28 protein-coding genes are annotated in these 25,686 nt (G+C 58.9%); 7 read left to right on the plus strand and 21 right to left on the minus strand.

What is annotated here, in order from left to right:
* Positions 1–65: 65 nt before the first annotated feature.
* From arfB to CPH17_RS14325, 20 genes are all read right to left on the minus strand, one after another.
* Positions 66–479, minus strand: coding sequence for an alternative ribosome rescue aminoacyl-tRNA hydrolase ArfB (arfB, locus tag CPH17_RS14230; protein WP_096300008.1), 414 nt, complete (start codon positions 477–479; stop codon positions 66–68).
* Positions 480–578: 99 nt separating this feature from the next.
* Positions 579–1,178 carry a 4'-phosphopantetheinyl transferase superfamily protein gene (locus CPH17_RS14235; RefSeq protein WP_096300011.1) on the minus strand — a complete coding sequence of 200 codons (600 nt, stop codon included), beginning with the start codon at positions 1,176–1,178 and terminating at the stop codon, positions 579–581.
* Entirely contained in the window at positions 1,178–2,437 is a 1,260-nt protein-coding gene (locus CPH17_RS14240) for a beta-ketoacyl-ACP synthase (protein WP_096300013.1), read from the minus strand. The genes CPH17_RS14235 and CPH17_RS14240 overlap by 1 nt, the downstream gene beginning before the upstream one ends.
* Positions 2,437–3,162 carry a 3-oxoacyl-ACP reductase FabG gene (gene fabG, locus CPH17_RS14245; RefSeq protein ID WP_096300015.1) on the minus strand — a complete coding sequence of 242 codons (726 nt, stop codon included), beginning with the start codon at positions 3,160–3,162 and terminating at the stop codon, positions 2,437–2,439. Before fabG ends, CPH17_RS14240 begins: the two co-directional genes overlap by 1 nt.
* Entirely contained in the window at positions 3,159–3,653 is a 495-nt protein-coding gene (locus tag CPH17_RS14250) for an ApeP family dehydratase (protein WP_096300017.1), read from the minus strand. The genes fabG and CPH17_RS14250 overlap by 4 nt, the downstream gene beginning before the upstream one ends.
* Complete coding sequence (locus CPH17_RS14255; RefSeq protein WP_096300019.1) at positions 3,646–4,839, minus strand: beta-ketoacyl-[acyl-carrier-protein] synthase family protein; 1,194 nt, start codon at positions 4,837–4,839, stop codon at positions 3,646–3,648. Before CPH17_RS14255 ends, CPH17_RS14250 begins: the two co-directional genes overlap by 8 nt.
* The gene (locus CPH17_RS14260) at positions 4,824–5,390 is read right to left on the minus strand and encodes a DUF3261 domain-containing protein (protein ID WP_096300021.1); all 567 of its coding nucleotides are present in this window, start codon (positions 5,388–5,390) and stop codon (positions 4,824–4,826) included. Before CPH17_RS14260 ends, CPH17_RS14255 begins: the two co-directional genes overlap by 16 nt.
* A 3-nt stretch (positions 5,391–5,393) precedes the next feature.
* On the minus strand, positions 5,394–6,653 hold the full coding sequence (locus CPH17_RS14265; RefSeq protein ID WP_172898700.1) for an NAD(P)/FAD-dependent oxidoreductase: 1,260 nt from the start codon (positions 6,651–6,653) through the stop codon (positions 5,394–5,396).
* Positions 6,654–6,676: 23 nt separating this feature from the next.
* Positions 6,677–8,986, minus strand: coding sequence for an MMPL family transporter (locus tag CPH17_RS14270; RefSeq protein ID WP_231898037.1), 2,310 nt, complete (start codon positions 8,984–8,986; stop codon positions 6,677–6,679).
* On the minus strand, positions 8,983–9,558 hold the full coding sequence (locus CPH17_RS14275; protein WP_231898038.1) for a LolA family protein: 576 nt from the start codon (positions 9,556–9,558) through the stop codon (positions 8,983–8,985). The genes CPH17_RS14270 and CPH17_RS14275 overlap by 4 nt, the downstream gene beginning before the upstream one ends.
* Positions 9,555–9,995 carry an acyl-CoA thioesterase gene (locus CPH17_RS14280; protein WP_074394910.1) on the minus strand — a complete coding sequence of 147 codons (441 nt, stop codon included), beginning with the start codon at positions 9,993–9,995 and terminating at the stop codon, positions 9,555–9,557. The genes CPH17_RS14275 and CPH17_RS14280 overlap by 4 nt, the downstream gene beginning before the upstream one ends.
* On the minus strand, positions 9,985–11,556 hold the full coding sequence (locus tag CPH17_RS14285; protein WP_096300025.1) for an HAL/PAL/TAL family ammonia-lyase: 1,572 nt from the start codon (positions 11,554–11,556) through the stop codon (positions 9,985–9,987). The genes CPH17_RS14280 and CPH17_RS14285 overlap by 11 nt, the downstream gene beginning before the upstream one ends.
* Positions 11,540–12,481 (minus strand): LpxL/LpxP family acyltransferase, encoded by a 942-nt coding sequence (locus CPH17_RS14290; protein WP_096300027.1) that lies wholly within the window; start codon positions 12,479–12,481, stop codon positions 11,540–11,542. The genes CPH17_RS14285 and CPH17_RS14290 overlap by 17 nt, the downstream gene beginning before the upstream one ends.
* The gene (locus CPH17_RS14295; RefSeq protein WP_096300029.1) at positions 12,478–13,248 is read right to left on the minus strand and encodes a glycosyltransferase family 2 protein; all 771 of its coding nucleotides are present in this window, start codon (positions 13,246–13,248) and stop codon (positions 12,478–12,480) included. Before CPH17_RS14295 ends, CPH17_RS14290 begins: the two co-directional genes overlap by 4 nt.
* Complete coding sequence (locus CPH17_RS14300; protein ID WP_096300031.1) at positions 13,241–14,944, minus strand: AMP-binding protein; 1,704 nt, start codon at positions 14,942–14,944, stop codon at positions 13,241–13,243. Before CPH17_RS14300 ends, CPH17_RS14295 begins: the two co-directional genes overlap by 8 nt.
* Positions 14,941–15,477 (minus strand): hypothetical protein, encoded by a 537-nt coding sequence (locus CPH17_RS14305; RefSeq protein ID WP_096300033.1) that lies wholly within the window; start codon positions 15,475–15,477, stop codon positions 14,941–14,943. Before CPH17_RS14305 ends, CPH17_RS14300 begins: the two co-directional genes overlap by 4 nt.
* Before the next feature lie 3 nt (positions 15,478–15,480).
* Positions 15,481–15,747 (minus strand): acyl carrier protein, encoded by a 267-nt coding sequence (locus CPH17_RS14310; RefSeq protein WP_231896493.1) that lies wholly within the window; start codon positions 15,745–15,747, stop codon positions 15,481–15,483.
* A complete protein-coding gene (locus tag CPH17_RS14315; RefSeq protein ID WP_074398372.1) occupies positions 15,737–16,006 on the minus strand; it encodes a phosphopantetheine-binding protein in 270 nt (89 codons plus the stop codon). Before CPH17_RS14315 ends, CPH17_RS14310 begins: the two co-directional genes overlap by 11 nt.
* Positions 15,978–16,766, minus strand: coding sequence for a lysophospholipid acyltransferase family protein (locus CPH17_RS14320; RefSeq protein ID WP_096300036.1), 789 nt, complete (start codon positions 16,764–16,766; stop codon positions 15,978–15,980). The genes CPH17_RS14315 and CPH17_RS14320 overlap by 29 nt, the downstream gene beginning before the upstream one ends.
* On the minus strand, positions 16,763–17,434 hold the full coding sequence (locus CPH17_RS14325) for a beta-ketoacyl synthase chain length factor (protein ID WP_096300038.1): 672 nt from the start codon (positions 17,432–17,434) through the stop codon (positions 16,763–16,765). The genes CPH17_RS14320 and CPH17_RS14325 overlap by 4 nt, the downstream gene beginning before the upstream one ends.
* A 225-nt stretch (positions 17,435–17,659) precedes the next feature.
* Here CPH17_RS14325 and CPH17_RS14330 point away from each other — a divergent pair, with 225 nt between their 5' ends.
* Positions 17,660–18,181, plus strand: a complete 522-nt coding sequence (locus tag CPH17_RS14330) for a DUF4410 domain-containing protein (protein ID WP_074394918.1) — start codon at positions 17,660–17,662, stop codon at positions 18,179–18,181.
* Between the two features lie 270 nt (positions 18,182–18,451).
* Here the strand turns inward: CPH17_RS14330 and CPH17_RS14335 are convergent, their stop codons facing one another.
* On the minus strand, positions 18,452–19,360 hold the full coding sequence (locus CPH17_RS14335) for a LysR substrate-binding domain-containing protein (RefSeq protein ID WP_096300040.1): 909 nt from the start codon (positions 19,358–19,360) through the stop codon (positions 18,452–18,454).
* Positions 19,361–19,537: 177 nt separating this feature from the next.
* Here CPH17_RS14335 and CPH17_RS14340 point away from each other — a divergent pair, with 177 nt between their 5' ends.
* The 6 genes from CPH17_RS14340 (at position 19,538) to CPH17_RS14365 (ending at position 25,683) form a co-directional block, all read left to right on the plus strand.
* Positions 19,538–20,338, plus strand: coding sequence for a citryl-CoA lyase (locus CPH17_RS14340; protein ID WP_096300042.1), 801 nt, complete (start codon positions 19,538–19,540; stop codon positions 20,336–20,338).
* Between the two features lie 11 nt (positions 20,339–20,349).
* Positions 20,350–21,492: a CaiB/BaiF CoA transferase family protein gene (locus CPH17_RS14345; RefSeq protein WP_074394921.1), complete on the plus strand. Its 1,143-nt coding sequence runs from the start codon at positions 20,350–20,352 to the stop codon at positions 21,490–21,492.
* 93 nt (positions 21,493–21,585) lie between these two features.
* Positions 21,586–22,527: a dioxygenase family protein gene (locus CPH17_RS14350; RefSeq protein WP_074394922.1), complete on the plus strand. Its 942-nt coding sequence runs from the start codon at positions 21,586–21,588 to the stop codon at positions 22,525–22,527.
* A 64-nt stretch (positions 22,528–22,591) separates the two neighbouring features.
* Positions 22,592–23,701: a C4-dicarboxylate TRAP transporter substrate-binding protein gene (locus CPH17_RS14355; protein WP_096300044.1), complete on the plus strand. Its 1,110-nt coding sequence runs from the start codon at positions 22,592–22,594 to the stop codon at positions 23,699–23,701.
* Between the two features lie 81 nt (positions 23,702–23,782).
* Complete coding sequence (locus tag CPH17_RS14360) at positions 23,783–24,361, plus strand: TRAP transporter small permease subunit (RefSeq protein ID WP_096300046.1); 579 nt, start codon at positions 23,783–23,785, stop codon at positions 24,359–24,361.
* Positions 24,361–25,683, plus strand: a complete 1,323-nt coding sequence (locus tag CPH17_RS14365; RefSeq protein WP_074394924.1) for a TRAP transporter large permease — start codon at positions 24,361–24,363, stop codon at positions 25,681–25,683. Before CPH17_RS14360 ends, CPH17_RS14365 begins: the two co-directional genes overlap by 1 nt.
* The last annotated feature ends 3 nt before the right edge of the window (positions 25,684–25,686 follow it).

Raw genomic sequence — 25,686 nt, forward strand, 5'->3', positions numbered from 1 at the left:
GCGGTAGCGGGCAGGTCACAAGCCGGCATTTAATGGCATCGATGATGCTTATGCCACTCTGAGCCTTATCGTGTGACCTTGCCGCGCAGGTTTTTGGTTTTGCCTTTGCGGGTTTTCGCATCCACGCGCTTGCGTTTGGCGGAGCGGGTGGGCTTGGTTGGTTTGCGTGTCTTCTGTTGCTTGACCGCTTCGCGAATCAGCTCGCGCAGCCGTGCTAGGGCATCCTCGCGGTTGTGCTCCTGGGTGCGAAAGCGCTGGGCCTTGATGATGACCACGCCCTCTTGTGTGATGCGCTGGTCGGTCAGCGCCAGCAGGCGCTCTTTGTAAAAGGGCGGTAGGGTCGAGCGCTGAATATCGAAACGCAGGTGAATAGCCGAGGCCACCTTGTTGACGTTTTGGCCGCCAGCACCCTGCGCGCGGATAGGGTTCAGCTCAATCTCCCAGTCGGCCAGTTCCACCGTGTTGGAAATATGCAGCATAGGGCTCCTTAACGTGTGGGCAGCAACGCGATGCTTTGTAATGGAGGCATTGATCGCGTTAGCACTAGTATAAGTCTATCGTCTGAAGCGCATGCGTGCTTACGAACGTTTTAACTCGAACTTTTTAAAGGGTAATTCTGGCAAGCAATCAATATGCAGGTTGAAGGCATGGCTGGCAACGCTAATGGTCCAGCCCTGCGACTGCCAAATCCATGCATGAGCGTTTCCATGAGGAGCAAGTCGTGCGAGCCGGGTCGAAAGTAGGCTGGAAGGTGGTTCATGACTAACGCTATCTAACTTGTAGAGGGCTTCATACAACGTCCAGGCGCGGTAGAAGGCAGCCAGCGGGTCTTTCGCTTTTAGAATAGCGCGTTTTACGTCGGGCTCAGGCAGTAGTTCAACAAGAGACGACAGACGTGCAGCATGGCGGGCTCGGGTGTGCTCTATATCGATGCCCACGGGGACATTCGACATGCCCGCCAGTACCCGCTTATCGCTATGGCTAAGACTGGCCTGGTAAGGGGCCTTTAGGGCGGGGTGCCTCGGCACCCCGCTGCCTCTAGGCGACCAGTCGGCAAGAGGACACTCAATCCCTTTCCGCTTGGCAAGTACACTCAGTAGTTCCCGGCCTCGCTGTGAGAGCGCGGCGCCAACGTGTGCTGCACTCACTTGCGCAATGATAAGGTCGAGGCGTGGCATTAAGGCCAGCGACGGAAGATCAACGAGGTGTTGATACCACCGAACGCAAAGTTGTTGCTCATGACATACTCACAGTCGATGTGGCGTGCTTCACCGCGCAGGTAATCGAGCTCTGCGCAGGCGTCATCGGGCTGGTCGAGGTTGGTGGTGGCATGGAACCAGCCTTCGCGCATCATCTCGATCGCCACCCAGGCTTCCAGTGCACCACAGGCTCCCAGTGTATGGCCGGTAAAACTTTTGAAGGCGCTGATCGGCATGTTGGGGCCGAACACGGCATGGGTGGCGTGGCTTTCGGCAATATCGCCACGATCGGTGGCGGTGCCGTGGGCGCTGACATAGCCAATTTGCCCGGTGTCTAGTCCAGCGTCGTCAAGCGCTTGGCGGATGGCGCGCTCCATCATGCCTGCATCGGGCTGAGTGACATGCCGACCATCGCTGTTGGTGCCGAAGCCGACCAGCTCGGCGTAGATGTTGGCACCACGTGCCTCGGCGTGTTCGAGTTCCTCAAGGATCAGGGTACCTGCCCCTTCGCCGATCACCAGGCCATCGCGCTCGGCATCGAAGGGGCGAGGCGAGGTATGTGGGGCATCGTTACGGGTGCTGGTGGCGAACAGCGTATCGAAGACGGCCGCTTCAGATGCCGACAGCTCCTCACAGCCCCCGGCAATCATCGCGGTCTGGCGGCCGAAGCGAATGGCTTCGTAGGCGTAACCGATGCCCTGGCTGCCCGATGTACAGGCGCTGGAGGTGGTATGGATACGGCCCCGCACGCCAAGGAATACCCCGATATTAACCGGCGCAGTATGCGCCATCATGCGAATATAGGAATTGGCATTAAGCCCATCGGTCGACTTGTTGATCAGCATGTTGCCGAAATCGGCCACTGCATCGGGTTCACCTGCCGAGGCCCCGTAGGCGATGCCCATGTCGCCGCTGCCCACTAGCGGGGTGTCGAGCAGCCCCGCATCCGCCAGCGCCAGTTCGCTGGCGCGGGTGGCCATTTGGGCGCCGCGGCCCATGCTGCGCAGCGCGCGCCGGTGATAGTGGTCGGGCAACGTAAAATCACTCACAGGCGCGCCAAGACGCGTATTGAGGCCTTCGTAGCTGGACCAGTCCGCCATGTGTTGAATGCCGCTTTCCAGGCGTTCCAAGCGGGCCCGAATGCTCGGCCAGTCATTGCCGATCGGTGAGAAACCGGCTATCCCGGTCACCACCACTCGTCGACCCAGCCCATCCTGGCGTAGTGCAGTGTTTGGCATCAGCACATTCCTCCATTAACGGCGAACACTTGCCGGGTGATATAGCTGGCATCGGATGAGCACAAAAAGCCTACCGTGGCGGCGACTTCTTCGCTGGTCCCGGTGCGGCGCATGGGGATCAGCTTGAGCGCCTCCTCGGTCGCCAGTTCGTCGGTCATGTCGGTGTCGATCAACCCGGGCGCAACGCAGTTGACGGTAATTTTCCGCTTGGCCAACTCCACCGCCAGGGCCTTCATCGCCCCGATCAGTCCCGCCTTGGCAGCGCTGTAGTTGACCTGGCCGCGGTTGCCCATCAACCCTGACACCGACGACATCACCACAATGCGGCCCGCTTTGCGGCGGCGAATCATCGGCATGACTAACGGTTTGATGACGTTGTAAAAGCCATCGAGATTGGTGTGGATGACGCTGTCCCAGTCTTCGTCAGACAGTGCAGGGAAGGCGCCGTCGGCGGTAATTCCGGCATTGCAAACGGCGCCGTAATAGGCCCCGTGCGCTTCGATGTCGTTTTCAATGGCCTCGCGTGCCGCTTCGCGGTCGGCGACATCAAAGCACAGGATGCGGGCATCGCGCCCCAGAGCACGGATGTCATCGGCGACCGCCTCGGCGGCGTCTTTGCGCTGGCGGCAGTGCAGCACAATATCGAAGCCATCCCGCGCCAGGCGCAGGGCGATGGCACGACCGATGCCGCGGCTCGAACCGGTGATCAAAATGGTATCGGTCATGGGTGGCTCCCTGGTTGTATAGCCTCCAGCGCCTGTGTTGATTCGGGCTGAAAGACGTTGAGCGTGGAGGTGGCGAGCCGCTGGTTTTCGCTGTCCAACAGCTGTCCGCTAAAAGCGCCGAGTCCGTTGTCGGCGCGAAAGTCGAGGGTGACCTCAATACGTATCGGCTGGTCGAACGCGAACTGCGGGGTTAGGCATTGATAGCGCCGGGTGCCGAGCAAAAAACCAATACCTGGCTTGTCACCGCCTGTTATCGCCTGTACGCCCGCCCAGGCGGCAACCGCCTGGGCGAGCCATTCAAGCCCTACCCAGCCCGGAATGCCCAGGGAGGTGGCGAACAGGTCGTCGCGCCGTGGCGTGACCCTGGCATGCAGGTATTCATCGCCCACATCGAGCAGGGTATCGAGCAGGCACATGCCATGACGATGCGGTACGTAGGGCGCGATATCGCAAGGGAGATCCGGTTTTTTTACGGCCGGTGAATCAGTCATCAACACGTTCCAACAGCAAGGCAATATTGTTGCCACCGAACGCGAAGGCGTTGCTGAGTGCGCGGCGGCAGTCGCGTTTCTCGGCGGCGGCATAGGTAAGTGGCGACAGTGCCGGGTCCAGTTGGCCATCGTGCACGTGGGGCGGTAAACGGCCGCCATCCAGGGTCAGCCAGCAGAAGGCGGCTTCCAGCGCGCCGCATGCGCCCAGGGTGTGGCCGGTCAAGGCCTTGGTCGAACTGCAGGGCAGCGTATCGTCGAAGACATGGCTGACGGCCAAGGCTTCCATGCTGTCGTTCTGGCGGGTGGCGGTACCGTGCAGGTTGAGATAGTCGATGTCTGAGGCACCCAGCCGTGCCATGGTCAGCGCGGCCTGCATGGCCGCGGTAGCCCCCGTTCCGTCCGGATGGGGTGAGGAAATATGATAGCCATCGCTGGACTCACCATAGCCGCTGAGCTGGATGCCTCCGGTTTCACCGGTAACCAGAAACAACGCCGCCGCTTCGCCGAGGTTAATACCGCAACGATTGATCGAGAAGGGCTGGCAGGGACTATCGCTGAGCGCTTCAAGCGAGGCGAAACCGTTCACAGTTAGGCTGCAAAGGCTATCGGCACCCCCTGCGATGACGGCATCGCAGGCTCCGGTTGCCAGCAAGCGTTTGGCACTGGCCAGTGCCCGGGCACTGGAGGTACAAGCGGTGGATAGCGTATAGGCCGGGCCATCGAGGCCAAGCCACTCGGCAACGAAACATGCCGACGAGCCGATTTCATGGCGCTGATAACGAAAATCTTCGGGCCAATCGCCTTGCTGTTGGCGCTTGGCCAAGGCGATTTCGGTTTCGCCGATACCCGAGGTGCTGGTGCCCAACACGACGCCAATCCGAGCCCCAGGATGCCGCTGACGAAACGCATCGAGGGTCGGCGCGAGCTGCTTCACGGCGGCGGCCAGCAACTGGTTATTCCGCGAGCGGTGCGGCATCGGCAGGCTCTCGGTATCGGGCAAGGCAGAGGTCACCCTGCCAAGCGGCAAGGGGCGACCAGGGGTGAAGGTGTCGTCGAGCACCAGACCGCGACGGCCATTGAACAGCGCATCGGCGATGGTCGCCAAATCGTCGCCCAACGGGCAGACCAGCGCTGGCGGCAACAGGCGGCAAGGCTGTGCCTGGAGTGGGGTCAATTGGCTGGGCATGGGGCGTCCATCGGGTCGGCATCGTCAGCAAGGGGCGCGATGTATAAGCGGTAATCGGCTTCCAGATCCTCAATAAGCCGACATTCCGTGTCGCCAGTGATGCGCGCGATGAGGCGATCCCGGTAGCGGACGGTTCGCTCGCCGCGTTCTTGCTCCAGCGACCAGGGTTCCTCCTCGAAGGCTTGGGATAGGGCCGATGCGGGCCATAGGCTCCAGCTCAAGCGACTAGCAAGCCACTCGGCAGTAAACGGCGGGTCGAACGACTTGTCGGAGAGAAAGCGGCTGCCAGTGTCATCATGCACTAACGTCAATAAGCGCTGGCCTTGGGGGCTGAGCAGTGCCAGGCGCACCGATTGACCGTCCTGGCGCAAGGCGCCAATCAGCACTTGCCGCTCACCGTCATGTTCGAATGTCAGCTTTTGTTTCTGAGACTCCCGCTCCGGCAGCCTTTCAAGCGCAGGAATAGGCGCATTCGACGGTCGCCCAGCGCAGCCGATAAGAAGAAAAAGGGCTGCTATCAATAGCATGAAACGAGGTAAAAAATATCGCATCACTCAAACCTCGCTGATGTCAGGAAAGGTGTTGTCGGTACAGGCCTTGGCCAGCGTATTGAGCCGTCGGCGGCTAGCGGCGACCAAGGGATTATTGATGTCCCATGCATAGCCCGCAAGCACTGAGCTGATCATCGAGCGAATGCGGGGTGTTTGCGTCTCGTTGAAGATGATGCGCGGCAGGCGTCCATCGTACCAAGCGTCGACAAACTCACGAAAGGTGGCGATGCCGCGTCGCAGCGGTTGTTCGAACTCGCTATCCCAATCGATGCTTTCACCGGCAAGCTGACGTTCGACCAACGGGGCGGCACGCACGGCCGAGTCCAGCGCAATCGTCACGCCTGAGGAGAATACCGGGTCAAGGAACTCACCGGCATTACCCAGCAGGGCAAAGCCCGGGCCGTGTAACCGCTCAACATCACTGGAATAACCCTCCAGACGGCCGACGTCGCGGATGGCGTGGGCGTTGGCCAGTAGCTTGGCAAGCCGAGGTTCTGCATTGATAAAGTGCCACAGCCGCTGGCTATCGTCGACGCCCGCGGCGTTGAGTGTGGCGCTATCGCCCACCACGCCGATGGAGGCGCGGCCATCGCGGAAAGGAATCAGCCAGTACCAGATGCCCGGATGCTCAGGGTGCACGCCGATCAGAATCTTCTCGCGGTCGTGATCCGGGCAGTCGATACGATCCTCGACGTGCGTAAACAAGGCGCAGCGCGACGCCAGTGACGAGGGGCGGGCAAGCCCGGTCAGTTTTGCAAGCACGCGCCCATAGCCGCTGGCATCCAGTACGAAGCGTGCATTGAGCGTGCGATGCTCACCGCTGGCATCGACCAATGTGAGGCTTGGCCGGTCATGATCGGCGGTGAAGGCATCGACGCGTGTCTCGAACTCCACCTCGGCGCCGGCTTGGCGTGCGCCTTCGATCAGCCGCTGGTCGAAATCGCTGCGCTCGACCTGCCAGGTAGTACCGGGGCCGGGGCTGAATTTGTCGCGAAAATCGACTGCGGAATAGCGGTCTCGCCAGGTAAAGGCGGCGCCATTCTTGACTTGAAAGTCACCTGCCTGCGCGGCGTCGAGCAGGCCGCAGGCGTCGAGATGCGCCATGCATTGCGGCAGCAGGCTTTCGCCAATCGAGAAACGTGGAAACAGGCTGCGCTCGATAACCCGAACGCGTAGACCTCGCCGGGCGAGCCATGCGGCCGCGGCAGCACCCGAAGGGCCCGCGCCAATAATCGCTACATCAGTGGTTTCCTGCAGTTCCATAGCGTTTGTGTCTCCTGATGCCGTCATGGCTGATGGGGTTGGGAAATAGCGCGACGCGTCTTGGCCCTGGCGAACGGCACCAGTGCCCACACCGCGGCGAGGCCGACAAGGCAGGTGAGGCCCAAATAATGCAATGCCGGTGTGGCGCTGAACGATAGCAAGCCAAAGGCCAGCAAGCTGGAGGCGCAGGACAGGCTGATGGCGAGCCACACCGCGGGACTATCAGGGTGCTCGGTACTGAAAATGCCCGCGTCGAGCCCAATGCCCAGTACCAGTAACAACCCTAGCAGGTGGAATAGCGTCAGGCCGATGTTGAGTGCGCTGAATAGCGCCAGGGTTGCCAACACGGCCCCCAAGGGTGGCAGTAACACACGCCAGGCCCGCCCGCGATAGCGCCAGCCAAACACCAGCGCTAAACCCAGCGCAGCAATGCCCAAGTACAGGGCAATTTGCTCACGCAGTCGCGACAGGGTGTCTGTGAGCGTGGCCACTCGATCCTGGTAGTAGATATGATCTGGTGCGGCGAGATCATCAAGCGCTTGCTGGGCATGCTCATTGGCGCCGCCCAGCGTCACCAGGGCGGCCAATTGAGGGTGCGTGTTCTCCGCCGTGGCGGTCTCGCCCATCCACAGTGTGCTATCGGCACGGCCTGCCGGCATCTTAAGCCACGCTTCTATTGTCAGCAGCGACACGCTGCGTAGCGGTTGTTGAGCCTCTTCGAGAAGCGTGTCGGGAAGCCCGGCCTCGGCTACCCAGTCCGGCAGGGCATCGCTATAGGCTTGGCGCACGTGTTCCAGGTTGGCCTGCTGCGTCGCCGGTGACGGCACTGCTTGAGCGAGGTGGCGGTAGTGCGCCAGATGGCCTTCGGCCTGTAGATCCGCCAGCGAGGCTTCAAGGGCCTCCAGGCGTTCCAGCAGCAAGGCTTCATGTTCTGCCGTGACGATCAGATAGCGACTGTCGGCAGAGCGCTCCATTAGCGTCTGTACGCGTTGCTGCTCGGCAATCAGCGAGTCGGGCGAGGGGTTCAATTGGCGCAGGTCGTCGTTGGCGGTTAGCCGCGTGACGATCAACACCATCGCGAATAGGCCGAGCAACCCCAGCAGACCCCAGCGGTAGGGCGCGTGAGGCGGCAGCCGCACGCGGTTCAGTTGGGTGGCGATGCGTTGCGTCGCAATGTGGGGGCGTGGGGACCACCAGGGTAACCATAAGCGCACCGTCAACCAGGCGCCGACCAACCCTAGCGCGGCGAAGGTGGCCATTTGGCGCAAGCCTGGCATCGGCGTGATGAGTTGAATAAGGTAAGCCGCCAAACTGGAAACTAAGCCTAATAGCAGCCCCGGCCAGAGGTAAGCCAGCCCACGCTCGGGCGCCAGCTGTCGAGCGCATTGCAGGTGCAGCGCATAGTCGACCGCGACGCCGATCAAGCTGGCGCCAAATGCCAGCGTTAGCAGATGCAGCGTGCCGAACAACCACCAGGTGACAGGCAGCGCAAACAACACGCCGCAGCTGATCGGCAATAATAGGCTGACCAGTATCGAGCCACGCCGAAACGTCGCCCATAGCAGCAACCCGATGCCCAGCAGTGAGCCAAGCCCAATGGTCGAGATTTCGCGTTTGGCCTGCGCCGCCCCGGCCGCGGCATGGAAGACCAGGCCACTGCGCAACATCTCAGCCTCGGGATGCGCCGTCTGGAAGTCCGACAACGCCGTAGACAGGCGTTGCTGCAGATCCATATCGTAGGGGCTTGCCGACAGCTGGCCGCTGACGATAAACCAGCGCGTGCCTTGCTCGTTCACGCTGGGCAGGCCATCGCGTAGCCGAATGGGACTGTCGAGCCGCTGTTCAAGCCAGGCATCGAGCAGGCCGAAAGGGTCGCGTCTGGGTTCGACCTCGCTACCCAGCGAATGCAGCCGTGTCAGGCCACGCTGTACCCAGGCATCGTTATCAGCTTCGGCGAGGGAGTCGGTCAGCAGGCGATAGCGATAAGGCGATAAATCATTTGCGGGGTTCTCGAAGCCGTCAACGTCGAAGTCGCTGACGCTACCGGATGCCTCCAGTCGTTCCTTTAGGTCGGCTACCAAGCGTTCGGGCGAATCCCCCTTCACCAGCAGTACAAAGCGGTTTTCGACGACGTGGCTGAGGCTTTGTTCGGCTTGCTCGATCAAGGCTGTCTGATGGCTGTCGGGCAGCAGTGCGGTAATTCGTGTATCAAGCGGCGCGCCCTTGCTCAGCAAGCTGGCCAGTAACAGGGCGCAGCCCAGCAGCAGTCCGGCCCAGCCCCAGGCCGCGAGGCGCTCGCGATGGGTGGGGCTAGGCGGTTGGACATGGTTCACGGCGATGAATCACCGTCGTCGAGGTCATCGCAAGAAGCGGCCGTCAGGGTCAGATCGAGCCGGTCATCGTTGGTGAACTCAAGGGCGACTTTCTCTACGCGTTGGTCGCCGCTCACCACCAGTTGATTAAGCCGTTCGCTGACGCTTGATTGATTGGGCGTCAGCGTGGCCTGCCAGTTGTCCAACTCGCCGCTGAGTTCGATGGTGAAATGCTCCTCCAGGGCCTGCCAATGGCCTCCAAGAAGCCCGCTAAACACCGGGGCGATGACCTGAAATCCCGCGGGCAAGTCGTCGTTGTCTTCACTCAGCACAACACGTTCCTGCACCGGCGAGGTCGTCTCCCAGACGAGACCCTCGTCGCGTTGCTCAAAATGGCCTCGGCTATCCAGCTGTGTCTCAAGATCGGCCAGGTGGCGGGTTTGCTCGAAGCGGCCGCACTGCGGCGCGTGCTTGGCTAAGCGGTCGGCAAGGGCGTCGCCATCGGGCGCTGCCCAGGTGGTCGGGCTGAGCATCAGGCTCAGCACGGTCACTGTTACCGTGATAGCGGGGTACCAGAAAAGTCGCTGTCTCATGTGTTGGCCTCCTGCCAGGCGATCAGCCGCTCAACTAACGCGGGTGGCGACGCCAGGCGCATTTCATGGTCGTCGAGGCCTACCGCCACCTGCACGCTCCAGGCGCGTGTCAGGCGTTTGCGCGTTTCGGCATCGCGAATGGTGTAATCAATCTTGAGCCGATGCTCCCATTCACTCATGCGTGCCTCAATGGCGATACGTTGGGCAAACAGGGCCGGACCCGCATAGCGCAGGCGCAGGTCGATTACCGGCCAGGCGAATCCCGAGGCCTGCATTTGGGGGTAGTTATAGTCGATAGCATCCAGCAGTTCGCAACGGGCGATTTCCAGATACCGCACATAGTGGCCATGCCAGGCCACCTGCATCATGTCGACATCGTGGAAGGGAATCACCAGCTCGGTCTCGCCCCGTGGCAACGGGCGGTCGTCAGGTGTCATACAAGCTCCAGCGGCGTTGGCGAATCAGGTCACATAGACTGCGCAGTTCGGCTTCCAGAGCACGGTCCTCTTCCAGCACCGGGAAGACGGACCGGCACTCATCCACAAAGTCAGCCAGGCGCGTAGGGGGCGGCGTGGCGTCGTCGAGGTGGCTGCGCAGTTCAACGGCCTGGCAGGTGGCGTGCAGGGTGGCGGCGGCGACCTGCTCCACGAGGGTCAGGATACGCAGTGCATCGCGGGCGGCAATGGTGCCCATGCTAACCTTGTCCTGGTTGTGGCATTCGGTAGAGCGCGAAAACACGCTGGCCGGCATGGTCAGCTTGAGCGCCTCGGCCGTCCACGCTGACGCGCCGATCTGTACCGCCTTGTAGCCGTGGTTGAGACTAGCCCGCTCAGGCGCCGCGCCACTCAGGTTGCTGGGTAGGCCGTGATTGAAACGAGTGTCGACCAGCTGCGCCAGTTGGCGATCGAGCAGGTCGGCCAGGTTGGCACAGGCCTGCTTGAGGCTGTCCATGACAAACGCCACATGCCCCCCATAAAAGTGGCCGCCGTGCATGACCTTGCCGTGCTCGGCGTCGATTAACGGGTTGTCGTTGGCGCTGTTGAGTTCGGTCTCGAGGAACTGGCGCCACCAGGGCAGCGAGTCTTCCACGACGCCGATCACATGCGGGGCGCAGCGCGTCGAGTAACGATCCTGCAGGCGCGGGGAATTGCGCGGCGTGTCGGGCGCGTGAAGGTCGTCCCGCAAGCGCTCGGCGACCCGGTTCTGGCCGGGGTGCGGCTTGGCGGCGAACAGGTCGGCGTCAAAATGGTAAGGGTTGCCGTCCAGCGCGTAGACCGATAAGCCGGTGATGCGCGTAGAGAGCTGGGTCAGATAGCTTGCCCGTGCGAACGCGAACACGCCCAGCGCCGTCATCACCGCCGTGCCGTTCATCAGCGCCAGGCCTTCCTTGGGCTTGAGACGATACGGGGTGAGGCCATGCGCTGCGAACACCTCCGCCGTGGCGCGGCGTTGCCCACGCTCGAAGACGTCGCGTTCGCCGCACAGTACGGCGGCCAGGTACGACAACGGCGTCAGGTCACCGCTGGCGCCCACCGACCCCTCTTCGGGAATAACGGGTACGACATCGTGTTCCAGTAACCAGACCAGGCGTTCGAGCAGTTCGACGCTGACCCCTGACACGCCGCGACACAGCGACACCAGGCGTACCATGACCACGGCCCGCGAGGCTTCCACCGAGAGCACATCGCCCAGGCCGCAGCCATGGAAGGTATATAGCTGGCGGGGCAGTTGTTCCAGGTCGGCGGCGGAGACGTCGCGGGTGCAGGAGTCGCCATAGCCGGTAGTGACGCCGTAAACCGTGCCCTCTTCTTCGAGCAGGCGCTCGAGAAACGCATTGCCGCGGGCGATGCGCTCATGGAACGCGGGTGCTGTCGACAGCACGACGCGGCGTCGGCCTTCGGCGACCGCCAACACTTCCTCGAGCGTGACGATTGAGCCATCCAGGGTAAGGGGCGCGCTGACCTTGGCGTCAGCAGCCGGGTCATGGTGCGTCGTCATGGGGGTAGTCAATGTCGTTGATCCAGAAGGGGTAGAAATTGAACCATTGCAGCGGGTGACGCCGCACGCGCTCAGCCAGTTGGTCGGCATAACGTTGCATCGCGTCGGCAATCCAGGCTTCACGCTGCCGACGTGGCAACTGCTGGGTGTCGTCGATGGCATCGAAATCGATCCGGAAGCGGCCATCCTCACGTACACAGGCCAACGCATACAGGGGGCAGCGGAGCAGCGCCGCCAGCCAGAAGGGGCCTTCGGGAAACAGGGCGGCATCCCCCAGGAAGTTAACACGCTGAGTGCGTTCTCCCGACAGCGGGAGACGGTCGGCGGCAATCACCACATATCCGCCGGCATTGATGTGTTCGGCCAGGGACTGGGCGGTCGCGGGGGTAATTTCGCTGACTTCCATTATATGCGGGCGTGGTCGGCCCGTGACGCGCTCTAGCAGCGCATTGAATTTGCGGGCGTTGCGGGTATGCATCATCACCCTCAGCTTAAGTGCTTGGTGTCGCTCAGCAAGCGCGTTAACCACGTCGAGATTGCCATGATGCGCGACGAGAATCAGGCCGCCGCGCCCGCCAGCGATGGCCGTCACAAAATGCTCGATACCCTTGCCGGCCAGCTTGTCATCGGGGATATCTCCGCTCCACGCGGCGACCTTGTCCATCAAAGTATCGCCGAAGGCCAGGAAATGTCGATAGCTTTGCCACCGCCTTGCGAGTGGACGTTTCGCGAGGCTTGGAGTGAGGCGCTGCAGGTAGGCCTGGGAGGCACGCCTTGCCGTACCGTGCATCACGAAATACCAGAGTATGACCGGCCACAGCACGATCCGGAACGGCCAGCGCCCCAGGTAACGCTGTATTGCCACCATCAGGGTCATGCCAATAACACTGCCACGCTCGCCGATGCTTGCCCAATGGTGGTTCATGGGCGCACCTTGCTCGACGGTTGTCGAAAGCGCCGGGCGAGCAGGCGGGGAAGGCGCCCCAGCATGCCGAAGAATAATCGGGTATGCATGGCGGCGATCTGGCGGTTGTCGCGCCACAGGGCGTAATGGCTCACGCCATCGTCGGGGTATTGCACCCGCACAGGTTGGTTGGAGACAGCGCCACCTGCCCAGTGCCAGCGCACCAGTACTTCGGTGTCAAAGGTCATGCGGTCGCCACAGGCGTGGCGTTCCAGCAGGTGATTGAGCGGCGCAACCGGGTAAAGCCTGACGCCGCACATGGAATCGCGGATATCCAAGGACAAGGTGTTGATCCATACCCACACGTGCGTTGCATAGCGGCCGTAGAAGCGTATTTTTGGCACGCTGGCATCGTAACGAGGGTAGCCGATCACCAGCGTCTCGGGCGACGTGTCCAGTTCAGCGAGAAATGCAGGCAAGTCGTCGCTGGCATGTTGGCCGTCGGCATCCACCTGCAGGGCATGGGTGAAGCCCAGTTGCTGGGCGTGTGCCAGTCCGGCACGCACCGCCGCGCCCTTGCCCTGATTATAGGCAAGCCGCAGCAGGTGGTGGCCCTGTTCCGCGAGGCGGTCGAGTTCGGCGGCACACTCGGCATCACAGCCATCATCGACCAGCAGCAGCGGTATCCCCAGCGCAGCGAGTTTTTCGCACACCGGCCCGACCGTGGCGGGGTGGTTATAGACGGGAATGAGAACGCAGGGGGAGTACTTGGTACAGTATTCAGCCATGTTGCTCTCCCTCCTGGATATGCATGCGAACCTGTCCGCTACAATGCCGTCCTTCGTGTGAATCAATACAGAAAGCCAAGCCGTCGTCCCGGCGTGTCAGTTTCAGCGTGAAACGGGCTCCAGGGCGTAATACTCGCTGGAATTTCAAGCGTTCGATACCCTGAAACTCGCCGAGCTGTCCGAAGCGTTCACCGGCGAAATTAATCGCCCACTGTACCATGACCACCCCTGGCACCAGCGGATACTCATCGAAGTGGCCTTCGAGAAAAATCAAACGCTCCGGCACTTCCAGGGTTAGGGTGCAGGTGTCGGGGTCCGGGCGATCATCGCCTAGCCAGCGTGGCGATTTGGGGTCATCAAGGTCAGCGAATAGCTGGTTGATCAGCGAGCGGTCGAGCTTGCTCTGCGTATTACACGGCAGGGCATCGACGAAGCGCCAGTAGCGAGGGATGGTGACCCGCTCCAGGTGATGCGATAAATGCGTTCGTAGGCGCTGAATCAGTGCATGGCGGTCAGTGTGTTGGTGCGGAATCACCGCGCTGGGCAGCACGGCCACGACGCCTAGCCGACCGTCACTCCGGCCAAGATCGATACAACGTGCGTCGCTGATTTCCGGCGCGGTGGCGAGGATACGCTCGATATGCGACAAGGAAACCCGCTTGCCCGCTATTTTTACCACGCGATCCGCGCGGCCCAGCAGCTCGAAGCCATTGCGCACGGGTGTCACTCGGTCTGGCTGTTGCCACCAGCGTTGAGGGTCCTCAAGAAAGGGCGAACGCAGCGCTAAGTACTCATCCTCACACGCTACCTGCACACCGGGTAGGGGTTGCCAGGCAGCGCTTGAGGTTTGGCGACGCTGAGCGATCCCGCCTGTTTCAGTACTGCCATAGATTTCAATCACCGGAGCATGCAGTAACGTTTCGCTGCGCTGGGCATGCGCTGAAGCCAGCGGCGCGCCCGAGGAAAACAGGCGTAGGGGGCGAGGAAGGTCGCGCCACGGCAGGTGCTCCGGCAAACGCGTCAATTGAGCGGGGGAGCTTACAACCACCGGCGCAAGGCCGGCATCGCCAGCGTCCTTCAGCCGCGCGGCCAGCGTCTCAGGGTAACAGCACGCGTCGCCACAAAAGGCAGCGCTGGCGCATAGAGGATGCAGCACGCCGGTCAGCAACCCATAAATATGCTGGTGACTGACCTGAGAAATGACGCAACAATCAGCCAGCGGCCACAGCTGCGCATGGGCCGCTAATTCTGCTTCGAGCTGGTCAAACCGTTTGGTGAGACGCACAGGCGCGCCCGTCGAGCCTGAAGTATGCAGGACAACCGCCGTCGCTGTTGAACGAAGCGACGCCGGTTGAGGAAGCGACTCACCCACAGCATGTTCGACTCGGTTGCCGGGAGCGTCGGGCAACGTGCCGTTAACTTCCTGAGCAATGCGTGCCAGTGTTGCGGGACGATCATCGGCGGGCAGGACCGCCACACGACCGCTCTCCCACAGGGCAATCAAGGCTGCGCAAAATTCCCCAGGGTGAGGTTGATAGAGTAACCATTCACCGCCAGGTTGGTCGGCCAGCCAGTGATGCCAGGCATCGATTCGCGGCGCGAGCGAAAGCGGGTCGACCCAGTGCTGAGGGAGGATGCGGTGGTGGCGCGCGAGTTTCCGACGCCAGGGTAGCTGGGTGAGCGGCACGAATGTCACGACAGGCTTCTCCGCAAACGGTGGCGCAACAGCCATTCTCCGGCGAACATAAGCGCGATCAGCCCATAGCTGATGACGCCGTTGTACAGCGTCCAGGTGGCCAGGTCGGCATATAAAGCGGTCCAGGCGGCGATGCTGCCGTTGAGCACAAAAAAACCGCACCACGCCCAGGTGACGCGGCGGGTATAGGCAACGCCGGCCGTCGGCAGGTCGGGCTCTTTCAGTCGCGCCAGGCGCTCGACAATCGGCATGCCCCGCCACAGGCTGGAGAGAAAAACGGCCAGCATCAGGGCGTTGATGGCGACAGGGTAGGCACGCATGCCCAGGTCGGCGTAGCCTAATCCACCGAGCACAAGCATCAATACCGCTACCATGATCGCCAGATAGCGAGCCTGCGACATCCGCCAGGCGAGTAGCGCTGCCCCGGCGACCAGCAGTGGCCAGCTACCTACATGGCCATGCAGCACAAAGACCAGTACCGGCCAGGCCACTGCCAGCAGTACGCTGAGTGTGTTGATTCCTTGCCTTGGCATATCTCAGCGTTGCATCAGGCGTTCGACGGCATTGACCACGTCATCGATGGTGCGCACCGATTTGAAGTCGTCGGGGTTGATGCGTCGGCCGGTGAATTGCTTGAGCTCGACGACCAGGTCCACAGCATCGATGCTGTCGATATCCAGGTCTTCATAGAGGCGTGCCTGGGGTTTGATATCGTGAGAATCGAGCTCAAATAACTCGATCAGCGTCTTGCTCACGTGAGTAAAGATTTTCGTACGCTCAGTGGCAGCAACATCAGTCGACACGGCGGGCCTCCACGAGTGCCTGCAGGGCATTCAGGTTGGCGAAGTGCTGGCGTGTTTCCTCGGCTTCGGCATCTAGCTTGATACCGTAGCGCTTCTGCAGTGCCAAACCAAGCTCCAGGGCATCGATGGAATCGAGTCCTAGCCCGTCGCCAAATAAAGGGGCTTCAGGGTCGATATCGTCTGGCGCAATATCCTCAAGCTCCAGCGTGTCGATGATCATGCGCTTGAGTTCAAGCGTCAGGTCGGAGGGTTCGCTCATCATGTAAGTGTTCCAATTCCCTATTGAAGTGATCGCTTAGCCGACGTGTCAGTTGTCTGGCGAGCTGCCCGGTCGGCTGCTGATTGTCTGTATTGACGGGCAGATCGTGAAGCACACGCAGATCCATCTGCACCTTGCGGATAGGAATCCGGTACCAAGGCTCCCCTTTGGTCAGCGTGGTCGGCGTGCATTGTATCAGTACCGGTGTGATATCCGTGCCCGAGCGCAGGGCAATATTGGCGCCCCCGCGACGAAACTTGATCGGCCGCTGGGGGGCGGTTCGCGTGCCTTCGGGAAACAGAATCAAGGAATTGCCTTTTGCCAGGCTCGCCTTGGCTGCCTCGAGCACCGCTTCAGGGTCGGCATTGGTAATATAGCCCGCCGCCAGGATGGGGCCGCAGGTGAACGGGTTGTTGGCCAGCTTGCCCTTGACGATACAGTCAGCATTGGGGACATAGGCCAACAGAAACACCACATCGATCAGCGAAGGGTGGTTGGCCAGTACTAGCAACCCAGGGCGCTGCAAACGCTCCATATGTTCGAAACGATAATCCAGTACGCCGAGTTTCTGCATGAGCGTGGCGAATAAGCGGAAACAGCGCTGGATCAACCGGCGTGCAATTCGCTGACGACGTTCGCTATTGCGAATACACAGTCGGATAAGGGGGGCGACCACTAAACCAATGACCAGGCCACCGATACCGAACATCAAAAACGAGATCGCCGTCCCTAACCCACGGCGCCACTGATCAAGCGTCATCCTGCCTCCAGTCGCCAGCGCAGCAAACCGTCAAGAAATGGGGTGTCGGCATTCAACCAGGCGATCACATCAGCCGGGGTGGGGCGTGAGGGCGATGAAATTGGCTGAGACACTAGCTTGGTGCCCGGGCCAAATGATAGCCGCATACCCACCGCGCTAGGTAAGCCGGGGTCCTCGGCATACCCCTGATAGGGGGCAGGCAGGGGCCCCTCAGAGAAAACGATTACGACCGCCGGGTATCCTTCAACGAGATAGCCGTTTGCCTCACAAAGCAGCGCGTCGAATTCATTGCCGCAGGCACCCAGGGCTTGCAAGGGGAGGTGGTGTCGATTGGCGATCGAGTGCACGCCCAAGACGGCATTGTGAACAGACATCGAAAAGCGGGTTGGGGAGATCGGCTCTCCCTGCGTGATCGATTCCAGCATTTGTAGCGTATGTGACGCATCACCATGGCGTGAGGCATGAATCAGTGGGCACGCACTTTCGGAGTCTAGCAGACTCAAAATGCCACACGTCGCGCGGCCGACTTCGTCCAAGCGACGACGCAGCATCGGCGGAAGCGGGGAAGCGCTGACGTTAGACGAGAGGTCGTGCTGACGGCGTATTGCAACGCTTGGCTGAGCCGCGCTCCACGCCTGCCAGTCCTCAAGGTGAAAGGCTGCGGGCATATCGCTGTCTTTGCATAAGGATGGCCGACAAGGTTAACTTGCCGATGCTGTTGGCTCAAGTTGTTTAGGGCTTGCTGTGCTCTTTATATGATGTCAATAAGGAGTGGCTAATAAAAAAATTTAAAAATAGCTAAAGAAAATATTTAAGCTTCCGATAATAACAAATTCCTTGAGGAGTCTAATAATTCCTAGGGTATTAATTAAAAGAAAAGGGAGCTAAGAGAAATGATGAGATATTTGCTGATTGCCGTTGTTGTGCTGCTTGTTTCGGGCTGCGGATCAGCCCAAGTGAGGACAGACCAAGCGGCTGCGCCACTCGATAGATATACGCAATTTCATGTGGACAACGTCGACGTCAGTTCGACCGAGAAAGGTGAGAAATTTGCCACGCTTAATGAGGAGTTTGATGAGTATGCGACCAGTCGCCTACTTGGAGTGATCAAGGAAGCTGGACGCTTCCAGCTCGCCACTGACGAGCAAGTATCAGAGGTAAGTACGATAGTCGCAGAGGCAAATATCGATGTCACTTATGGAAGCAGAGCAAAGCGGTATTGGGTAGGATTTGGCGCTGGGAAAGGAACCGTGCGCTCTACGCTTGTGCTACGTGATGCAGTCAGCGAAGAGACGTTGTTACAGTTATCCAGCGATAGTGATTTAACCGTGGGGGCATTTGGTGGGAGCATGGATGCAACCATTCGGGATAATATTGATGAATTGATGGCCGAACTTAAGCAACAGCTATTATAGTTTCACGCCTAAATGTATCTTTTGGTCTTTGGTAATAAGTCTAGGCCAGCCGGTAAAGTGCTTTAGGCGATTACGCGTAGCGAGTCTATTATTTCGCTGGGTTGAAGCAATCGTTTTTTTAAGACTAAGAAAATTTTGAGGCCTTTTAGTGCTTCAGTGCTTCAGTGCTTCAGTGCTTCAGTGCTTCAGTGCTTCAGTGCTTATGTTTCTGTCGAAAAATAAGTGAAAGCGATGAGCACACAGCCTTGATTGAGTCGCCAAAAATCTTCGCTAGGGTGAGGTGTGGCTGATGATATGGATTCCCTGATTGACGACTTGTCGAATCGTGTCTGCCATAAAGCGGCTGACGGCTGAACGCTCGGTTTGCTGCGACCAGAGCAAGCCCGGCGTGCGTACTGGGGTGGGGCTTTCAATCGGAATAGCACTGACACCAGATTCACCGCTCAAGGCGTTTTCGGACACAATGCTGCATAAATCAGTGCGTCGTACCAGCTCGATCATGGGCGAGATAGCATTGAGCTCAGCCACAATTTGGGGCTGAGCGCCAGCCGCCTCGAAGCACTCATTAAGCATCTGGCGCGTCGAAAAGTGTGGCGCCAGCAGCGTCATACGCTGGCCGTTGAGTTCTACCATACGCAATCGCTTGCGTTTGGCAAGCGGGTGGTGGCTCGCGACGATTAGCTTGAGCTCTTCGTTATAGAGTGGCTCAAAACGAAGGCCGCGAGATACCGCTGGCCGGTATGAGATGCCCATATCTAAGCTTCCCCTGACTAGCCCCTCGCTGATCTGATCGCCGGAAAGTTCTTCCACGACCACTTTGACGTGCGGAAACCGCTGTATGAATACGGAAAGACACAGCGGGATAAGCTGTACGTTAAAACTGTGAGTCGCGGCGATGCGTAGCTCGCCGTGCAACTCTTCTGGGGCTGCCTTCATGGCGCCAAGCGTCTGATCGACCTGCCTCACAATCGGAGCCACATGCTTCTGAAAGCTCAGGCCTGCTTCAGTAATCACCACTTTTTTGCCGACTCGGGCAAACAGCGGCTGCCCTAGCTCTTCTTCTAACTGGCGGATTTGATGCGACAGCGTGGACTGGGTCACGTGCACGCGCTTGGCCGCGCTGGTGAAGTTAAGGGTCTCGGCAATGGCCAAGAAGTAGCGCATATGACGCAGTTCCATAAGCCAACCTCTACTATCGATGGATTAACGATCGATGGTATCTCTTATTTCTATAGAAATTAATCATTTTTATTCATTGTTACGTCCTCCTATATTCAGTGCTATTAAGCGTTATACACCCACGAACGCAAGCGCCATCGGCGCCTTACCTGTTCGTCTACATTCGCGGAGCGAGACATGAAGATAGGGCGCGAGACAATTCCAAAAACCGCCATAAGCACGTCGAACGCTGACACCATCGTGGTGCGGGGCAAAGACCTCAGCCAGGAGTTAATAGGCCAGACAACGTTTACCGACTACTTTTTAATGCTTTTGGATGGCCAGCCCGCGAGTGAGACACGGCGTCGCGTGCTGGATGCGACCCTGGTGGCGATTGCGGAACACGGGCTGGTGCCTAGCGTACAGGCGAGCCGCATGACGTATGCCGCGTCACCGGAAGCGCTACAAGGCGCTGTGGCGGCGGGGTTACTGGGCTGTGGTTCGGTGATTTTAGGCGCGTCCCAAGCCGCGGGGGAGCTATTTGATCGCATTGGGCAAGTAGCTGACGGCGGTAAGTCGCTTGAGCAAGCGGTGCACGATGTGATCACTGATCTGCGCGCCAAGCGGGAGCCGATCCCCGGTTATGGCCACCCGCTACACAAAGAACGCGACCCACGCGTGGATGCGCTGTTTAACGTGGCTCGCGAGGCAGGTGCAGACCTACGCTATGTGGCTATCGCCGAAGCCGTTGAAAACGCCATTCCCGAGATCGTTGGCAAAACACTGAAGCTGAATGTCTCGGCGGCGATCCCTGCGGTGTTGCTGGGTGCAGGTTTCCCACTCAAAGCGCTGAGAGGTGTGCCGTTATTGGCCCGCACCGCTGGCCTTATCGCCCATCTGCTGGAAGAGTCCGAACAGCCGTGTGGCTTTGCGCTCTCCTACCAAGCGGCCCAACAGGTCGAATACACCGGTGAAGTTCCGCCGGGTTTCAAGCGCTAGGAGAGTAGCTCATGAGCAAAGTACTCGACGGTATTACGGTTATTGAGCAGGGCACGTTCATTACTGGGCCTGCGGCTGGAATGTTGTTGGCCGATCTAGGCGCCAACGTGATCAAGGTGGAAATGCCGGGTAAGGGCGATCCCTTCCGGGCGTTTAAGGGCGGGCTATACAGTCCGCACTACCAGACTTACAACCGAAACAAACGCAGCATTGCGCTGAATACGAAAGAGCCCGAAGATCTCGAAACGTTTGACGCACTGATTCGTGATGCTGACGTTTATATCCAGAATTTCCGCCCCGGCACCGCGGAGCGGCTGGGAGCCGGTGAGAGTCGCTTAAGGACCATGAACCCAGGGCTTATTTATTGTGCCATTAGTGGTTTTGGGCAAGACGGCCCCTATGCGGCGCGCCCCAGCTACGACACGGTGGCCCAGGCGGCGAGTGGTTTTTTGAAGCTCTTGATTAACCCAGCAAACCCACGGGTCGTGGGGCCCGCGATGGCCGATGCGATGTCGGGCTTCTATGCCGCCTATGGCATTCTTGGTGCACTGGTGGAGCGTGGCCGCACTGGTAAAGGTCGCCGGGTAGACGTCTCAATGCTTGAGGCGATGTGCCACTTTAACCTTGATGCTTTTACCCATTACCTATCTGAAAACGAGGTGATGGGGCCTTACAGCCGTCCTCAGGTGTCTCAGTCCTACGTAATGGAGTGCGCCGACGGTAAATGGGTGGCGCTGCATATGTCCTCCCCCGAGAAGTTTTGGCAGGGCTTGGCGAACGCCATGGAGTATCCGGAGCTGCTGCAGGATGGACGCTTTGCGACACGCGAAGGGCGCATCGATAACCAGGAACAGATGATCGAGGTGCTCAAACAAGTATTCAAGCGCCATGACCGGACCACCTGGTGCCAACGCTTGGAAGCCGAGGATGTGCCCCACGCGCCGATGTACGACACCGATGAAGTGCTGGAAGACCCGCAGGTGAAGCACCTGCAACTGGAGGTGAGTACCCAGCACCCCACGATAGGCACTTTCCGAACGGTTCGATCGCCAGTGTCTTACGACGGTGTCAGGCCGCTAGAGGTGAGCGCGCCCCCTATTTTGAACGAGCATCATGATGAAATCATTCAAGAGCTGAAATTGCGCAAGCGCTGAATGAACCGTATCGCCGCGTTTAAGTGACAACTAATAACAAATCATCGTCAGTGGAGTGTCTAGCTGACACAACACTCCATAGGAGCGTTAATCATGTTCGACCTGCCCAGGAAAGAAGACATCGTCAACCATGGCATTCCCTCCACGCCAGACGACATTACCGATATTGTCATTAAGGCATTTAGTCATACTCAAGATGACCGATTGAGGGAAATTCTTACGAGTTTGGTTAAGCACCTGCATGCGTTCGGGCGCGAGGTGAAGCTGACCGAGGAGGAGTTCACCGCCGCTATTAATGCCGTTACGCGCTTGGGCCATCTCACCAAAGATCGCCATAACGAGACCATGGTGATGTCGGATGCCCTGGGGTTCTCCACGCTGGTGATGATTATGAATCAAGACCGGACTGACGAGCAGATCTCTCCCGCGCTGCTGGGTCCGTTCTATACCCGCAAAGATCCGGAGTATCCGCTGGGGACCAATATTGCCCGCGATAAGCCCCGTGAGAACGACATTCCTCTATTTGTCTCGGGGCAGGTTAAAAGCCGCGATGGGCAACCGCTAGCCAATGCGCTTGTGGAAGTGTGGCAGGCTTCGCCGGAAGGGTTGTACGAAAATCAGGACGACCGTCAGCCACATATGAATCTGCGTGGCAAATTTCACACTGATGATAACGGCCACTATCACTTCCGCACGCTAAGGCCCGCCAGCTACCCCATTCCTACCCATGGCCTAGTGGGTGACATGCTACAAGCGCAGGGTCGTCACCCGTTTCGGGCGGCGCATATTCACTTCTGCGTTTCTGCAGAAGGCCACCAGACATTGGTGACGCAGATTTTCCCCAAAGATGACTTATTCATCGAGTCTGACTGTGTGTTTGGGGTGACCAGCGCCGATTTAGCCATGGATTTTCCTATGCATAACGATGGCAACGCCCCTGACGCTGATGTGATGGGCCCTTACAGCACACTCACCGCTGATTTTGACCTGTCGCCCGGCGAGTCACGCCTACCAGAATCCCCCATTGGTTCTTAAACCGATGAGCTGACCGATCTAACCGATGGACGCACAACAATAACGTCAACAAAAGAGTCATAACATGAAACTAATTACTACCATCGCCAAGCCTCGCCCTGCCATGACATTGAGCGCGTTAGCCTTATCCATGGCTATCGCACCCTCGCCAGTGAATGCCCAGGAAGTGATCAACCTAACCGTTGGCTCAAGCCATCCGACAACGATTCCTTGGGTGGGTATGATTCCGGATGTGTTCATTAAAAAGGTGAACGAGGTCTTGGAAGAAGAAGGCGAGTACCAAGTCAATTGGACCGAAGCCTACGCCGGCCAGCTTTATGGCACCAACGCCACGCTTACTTCTATTCAAGACGGCATTGCCGATATTGGTTGGGTGTTCAGCTATCTGGAAGGGTCACGGATGCCACTATCGCAGATCAGCGCCTATACCCCGTTCACCACCAGCGACCCGGAGCTGATGCTTGAAGTGATGAACGATCTGGTGCGCTCGGAGCCCGCATTTCGGGCAGAGTGGGAAGACCATGACTTGGTCTTCTTGGGCGCTACCGCCTCGGATACCTACGATATTTATACCGACTTCCCCGTTGAGAGCCTCGACGACCTGGATGGTGCGCGGATTTCCGCCCCTGGTGTGTTGGGTGTGTGGTTAGAGCCGGTTGGCTCGGTGCCGGTAGACGGTACCTTGGCCAGTTACTACACGGATATTCAGACTGGGGTCTCCCAAGGAGTGGTGGGGCTAGCCACCGGTAACCTGTCCGCGCGTGTTTATGAGGTGGCGCCTTACATTACCCAGGCAAATCTCGGCGTGGTGTTTTCGGGTGGCTTGGCCATCAACCAGTTCACCTGGGATGGTTTACCCGAGCCTGTGCAAGACGCGCTAATGCAAGCGGGTGAAACCTATACCCTGGCGCACGGCCGCGATTTAGCCGAGCGCTACGAAAGCTCACTTGAACGTATGGTCGAGCTGGGGGCCGAGCAAAGCACACCGGTACAAATCAATACGCTTTCCGACGAGGAGCGACAGGAGTGGATTGACGGTATGCCGGATTTGGCAAACCAGTGGATCGAGCGAAACGAAGAGCGCGGCTTACCCGCCAGAGAGCTACTCGAAACGTACATGGACGCCATGCGTGAGCGCGGACATGAGCCTGAACGGGCTTGGGACCAGGAATAACACCTGACCGGTCTTGTGATTCAACTCAATGTCAGGATTCTGCCCGTTAGCAGGCGGGCAGAATGCCAGGAGTAGCGGGCAATGTCTTTTTCTCTGAAGACTCTAATTCTGGGGCGCAGGTGGGGCCACGGCCAGCACAATAGCCTGTTTGGTTATCTAGTGGACGGTCTCAATGCCATCGGTTCCCTACTGATCTTCGCCATTATGGCGATGATTGTTATCGATGTACTGTCGCGAAACCTCTTCAACCTCCCGATTGCTGGGGTGGCCGAACTGGTCGCGGCCTCCATCGTGATGATCGTGTTTCTACAATTGCCGGGTACCCTGAGACACAACCGCATGGCCCAGGCAGATATCTTTATCGCCGGTTTTACGGAAAAGCATCCTCGCCTCGGCCACCTGGTGCAGTGTGTGTTCTTTTTGGCGGGGGCCTACATGCTCTATATCGTCTTTACCGGCACGTTGCCCACCTTCCTACGCGCTTGGGAGCGCAACCAGTTCATGGGCGTGGAGGGGGTGTTCACCTTTCCGGTTTGGCCCATCCGTTTTGTCATCATTAGCTGCGCTGCGATCACCGTCGCTCAGTACCTGCTGCTGTCACTTCAGTCTTTGTGGCTGGCCTGGCGTGGGCAAGTCAGTCTGACTGAGGAGGTCAAGTAATGACAGGTCTTGAAATCGGCATGATCGCCGTTGTACTCATGCTGGCACTCATCTACTTTGGCATGCACATTAGCATCGCACTGATGCTGGTCTCGTTTTTGGCAATTTCTGCCTTGCGCAACCCGGAACTGGCGACACGCATGGTGGCTGCCGCCGCCAACGATTCGCTGGGAAGCTACCTCTACGGGGTGGTGCCTTTGTTTGTCTTGATGGGGCTGCTGGTGGTGATATCCGGTGTGGGCCGGGACACATTTGATGTCTTCCAGTGGTTTACCCGCAAAATACGCGGCGGCTTAGGCATTGCCACCGTGGGCGCCAATGGTATTTTTGCCTCGATCACTGGGATTAGTGTGGCGTCGGCGGCGGTGTTCACTAAGGTGGCCGTGCCGGAAATGCGCCGCCATGGCTACACGTCCAAGTTTTCGGTGGGCGTTGTGGCCGGCAGTTCTGTACTGGGCATGCTCATTCCCCCCTCGTTACTAATGATTGTTTATGGCGTACTTGCCGAGCAGTCTGTCGGGCGGATGTTTATTGCCGGTATTATTCCCGGCATTTTGTTGGCGGTGTCATTTTGTCTGGTCATTTTACTGCTTGCTTACTTCCGGCCAAGTTTTATGCTGCAGCCGCAGGGGGCGGTGGAAGATACCGTGGTAATGGATGAAACACCGCTGTCGCTGTTTCTTAAGCTCGTGCCTATTTTCGCGCTGATGCTGCTGGTACTGGGTGGGCTTTATTCAGGGTTCTTTACCCCGACAGAAGCGGGTGGGGTAGGTGCCTTTGGCGCGCTGTTGTTGGCGCTGCTCAAGCGGCGTCTGAGTCCATCAAAGTTTTATCAAGTCCTCGGCGAAACGGGCTATGTGGCCGTCTCGATACTGTTTTTGATTCTTGCAGCGTCGCTCTACAGCCGGATGCTCTCTCTGACCGGGTTACCGTTAGCGATTGCCCAGTGGGTAACAGCGATGGAGCTCACGGCCTACCATTTCCTATTCCTCTACCTGCTCGTTGTTATCCTTATGGGCTGTATTATCGATTCAGTTTCGATCATGTTGATCGTACTGCCCATCGTACTGCCCATCGCCCAGTTTTTCGGTATGGACTTGATCTGGTTTGGGGTCCTTACAGTCGTCGCGGTAGAGATAGGTTTGATTACACCGCCGTTCGGTATATCGGTTTATACGGTAAAAGCCGCGCTTGATGACCGTACAGTGCCTGTAAAGGAAATATTTAAAGGCGTCGTGCCTTTCTTTGCGGCAATGATGTTTGTGTTGTTGATCCTGGCACTGTTCCCAGTGCTATCCACCTACTTAGCGTATCGCTACTAAGCT

Source organism: Halomonas sp. hl-4 (assembly GCF_900215475.1).
Lineage (GTDB): Bacteria > Pseudomonadota > Gammaproteobacteria > Pseudomonadales > Halomonadaceae > Vreelandella.

Excerpts from the sequence above, each read along its gene's own strand:
- CPH17_RS14280 (WP_074394910.1), bottom strand. The coding sequence starts at position 9,995 with ATGACACCTGACGACCGCCCGTTGCCACGGGGCGAGACCGAGCTGGTG.
- CPH17_RS14355 (WP_096300044.1), top strand. The coding sequence starts at position 22,592 with ATGAAACTAATTACTACCATCGCCAAGCCTCGCCCTGCCATGACATTG.
- CPH17_RS14265 (WP_172898700.1), bottom strand. The coding sequence starts at position 6,653 with ATGGAACTGCAGGAAACCACTGATGTAGCGATTATTGGCGCGGGCCCT.
- CPH17_RS14290 (WP_096300027.1), bottom strand. The coding sequence starts at position 12,481 with ATGAACCACCATTGGGCAAGCATCGGCGAGCGTGGCAGTGTTATTGGC.
- CPH17_RS14250 (WP_096300017.1), bottom strand. The coding sequence starts at position 3,653 with ATGACTGATTCACCGGCCGTAAAAAAACCGGATCTCCCTTGCGATATC.
- CPH17_RS14255 (WP_096300019.1), bottom strand. The coding sequence starts at position 4,839 with ATGCCCAGCCAATTGACCCCACTCCAGGCACAGCCTTGCCGCCTGTTG.
- CPH17_RS14350 (WP_074394922.1), top strand. The coding sequence starts at position 21,586 with ATGTTCGACCTGCCCAGGAAAGAAGACATCGTCAACCATGGCATTCCC.
- fabG (WP_096300015.1), bottom strand. The coding sequence starts at position 3,162 with ATGACCGATACCATTTTGATCACCGGTTCGAGCCGCGGCATCGGTCGT.
- CPH17_RS14335 (WP_096300040.1), bottom strand. The coding sequence starts at position 19,360 with ATGGAACTGCGTCATATGCGCTACTTCTTGGCCATTGCCGAGACCCTT.
- CPH17_RS14360 (WP_096300046.1), top strand. The coding sequence starts at position 23,783 with ATGTCTTTTTCTCTGAAGACTCTAATTCTGGGGCGCAGGTGGGGCCAC.
- CPH17_RS14260 (WP_096300021.1), bottom strand. The coding sequence starts at position 5,390 with ATGCGATATTTTTTACCTCGTTTCATGCTATTGATAGCAGCCCTTTTT.
- CPH17_RS14320 (WP_096300036.1), bottom strand. The coding sequence starts at position 16,766 with ATGACGCTTGATCAGTGGCGCCGTGGGTTAGGGACGGCGATCTCGTTT.
- CPH17_RS14275 (WP_231898038.1), bottom strand. The coding sequence starts at position 9,558 with ATGAGACAGCGACTTTTCTGGTACCCCGCTATCACGGTAACAGTGACC.
- CPH17_RS14295 (WP_096300029.1), bottom strand. The coding sequence starts at position 13,248 with ATGGCTGAATACTGTACCAAGTACTCCCCCTGCGTTCTCATTCCCGTC.
- CPH17_RS14305 (WP_096300033.1), bottom strand. The coding sequence starts at position 15,477 with ATGCCAAGGCAAGGAATCAACACACTCAGCGTACTGCTGGCAGTGGCC.
- CPH17_RS14330 (WP_074394918.1), top strand. The coding sequence starts at position 17,660 with ATGATGAGATATTTGCTGATTGCCGTTGTTGTGCTGCTTGTTTCGGGC.
- CPH17_RS14235 (WP_096300011.1), bottom strand. The coding sequence starts at position 1,178 with ATGCCACGCCTCGACCTTATCATTGCGCAAGTGAGTGCAGCACACGTT.
- CPH17_RS14340 (WP_096300042.1), top strand. The coding sequence starts at position 19,538 with ATGAAGATAGGGCGCGAGACAATTCCAAAAACCGCCATAAGCACGTCG.
- CPH17_RS14365 (WP_074394924.1), top strand. The coding sequence starts at position 24,361 with ATGACAGGTCTTGAAATCGGCATGATCGCCGTTGTACTCATGCTGGCA.
- CPH17_RS14285 (WP_096300025.1), bottom strand. The coding sequence starts at position 11,556 with ATGACGACGCACCATGACCCGGCTGCTGACGCCAAGGTCAGCGCGCCC.
- CPH17_RS14325 (WP_096300038.1), bottom strand. The coding sequence starts at position 17,434 with ATGCCCGCAGCCTTTCACCTTGAGGACTGGCAGGCGTGGAGCGCGGCT.
- CPH17_RS14315 (WP_074398372.1), bottom strand. The coding sequence starts at position 16,006 with ATGAGCGAACCCTCCGACCTGACGCTTGAACTCAAGCGCATGATCATC.
- CPH17_RS14345 (WP_074394921.1), top strand. The coding sequence starts at position 20,350 with ATGAGCAAAGTACTCGACGGTATTACGGTTATTGAGCAGGGCACGTTC.
- CPH17_RS14240 (WP_096300013.1), bottom strand. The coding sequence starts at position 2,437 with ATGCCAAACACTGCACTACGCCAGGATGGGCTGGGTCGACGAGTGGTG.
- arfB (WP_096300008.1), bottom strand. The coding sequence starts at position 479 with ATGCTGCATATTTCCAACACGGTGGAACTGGCCGACTGGGAGATTGAG.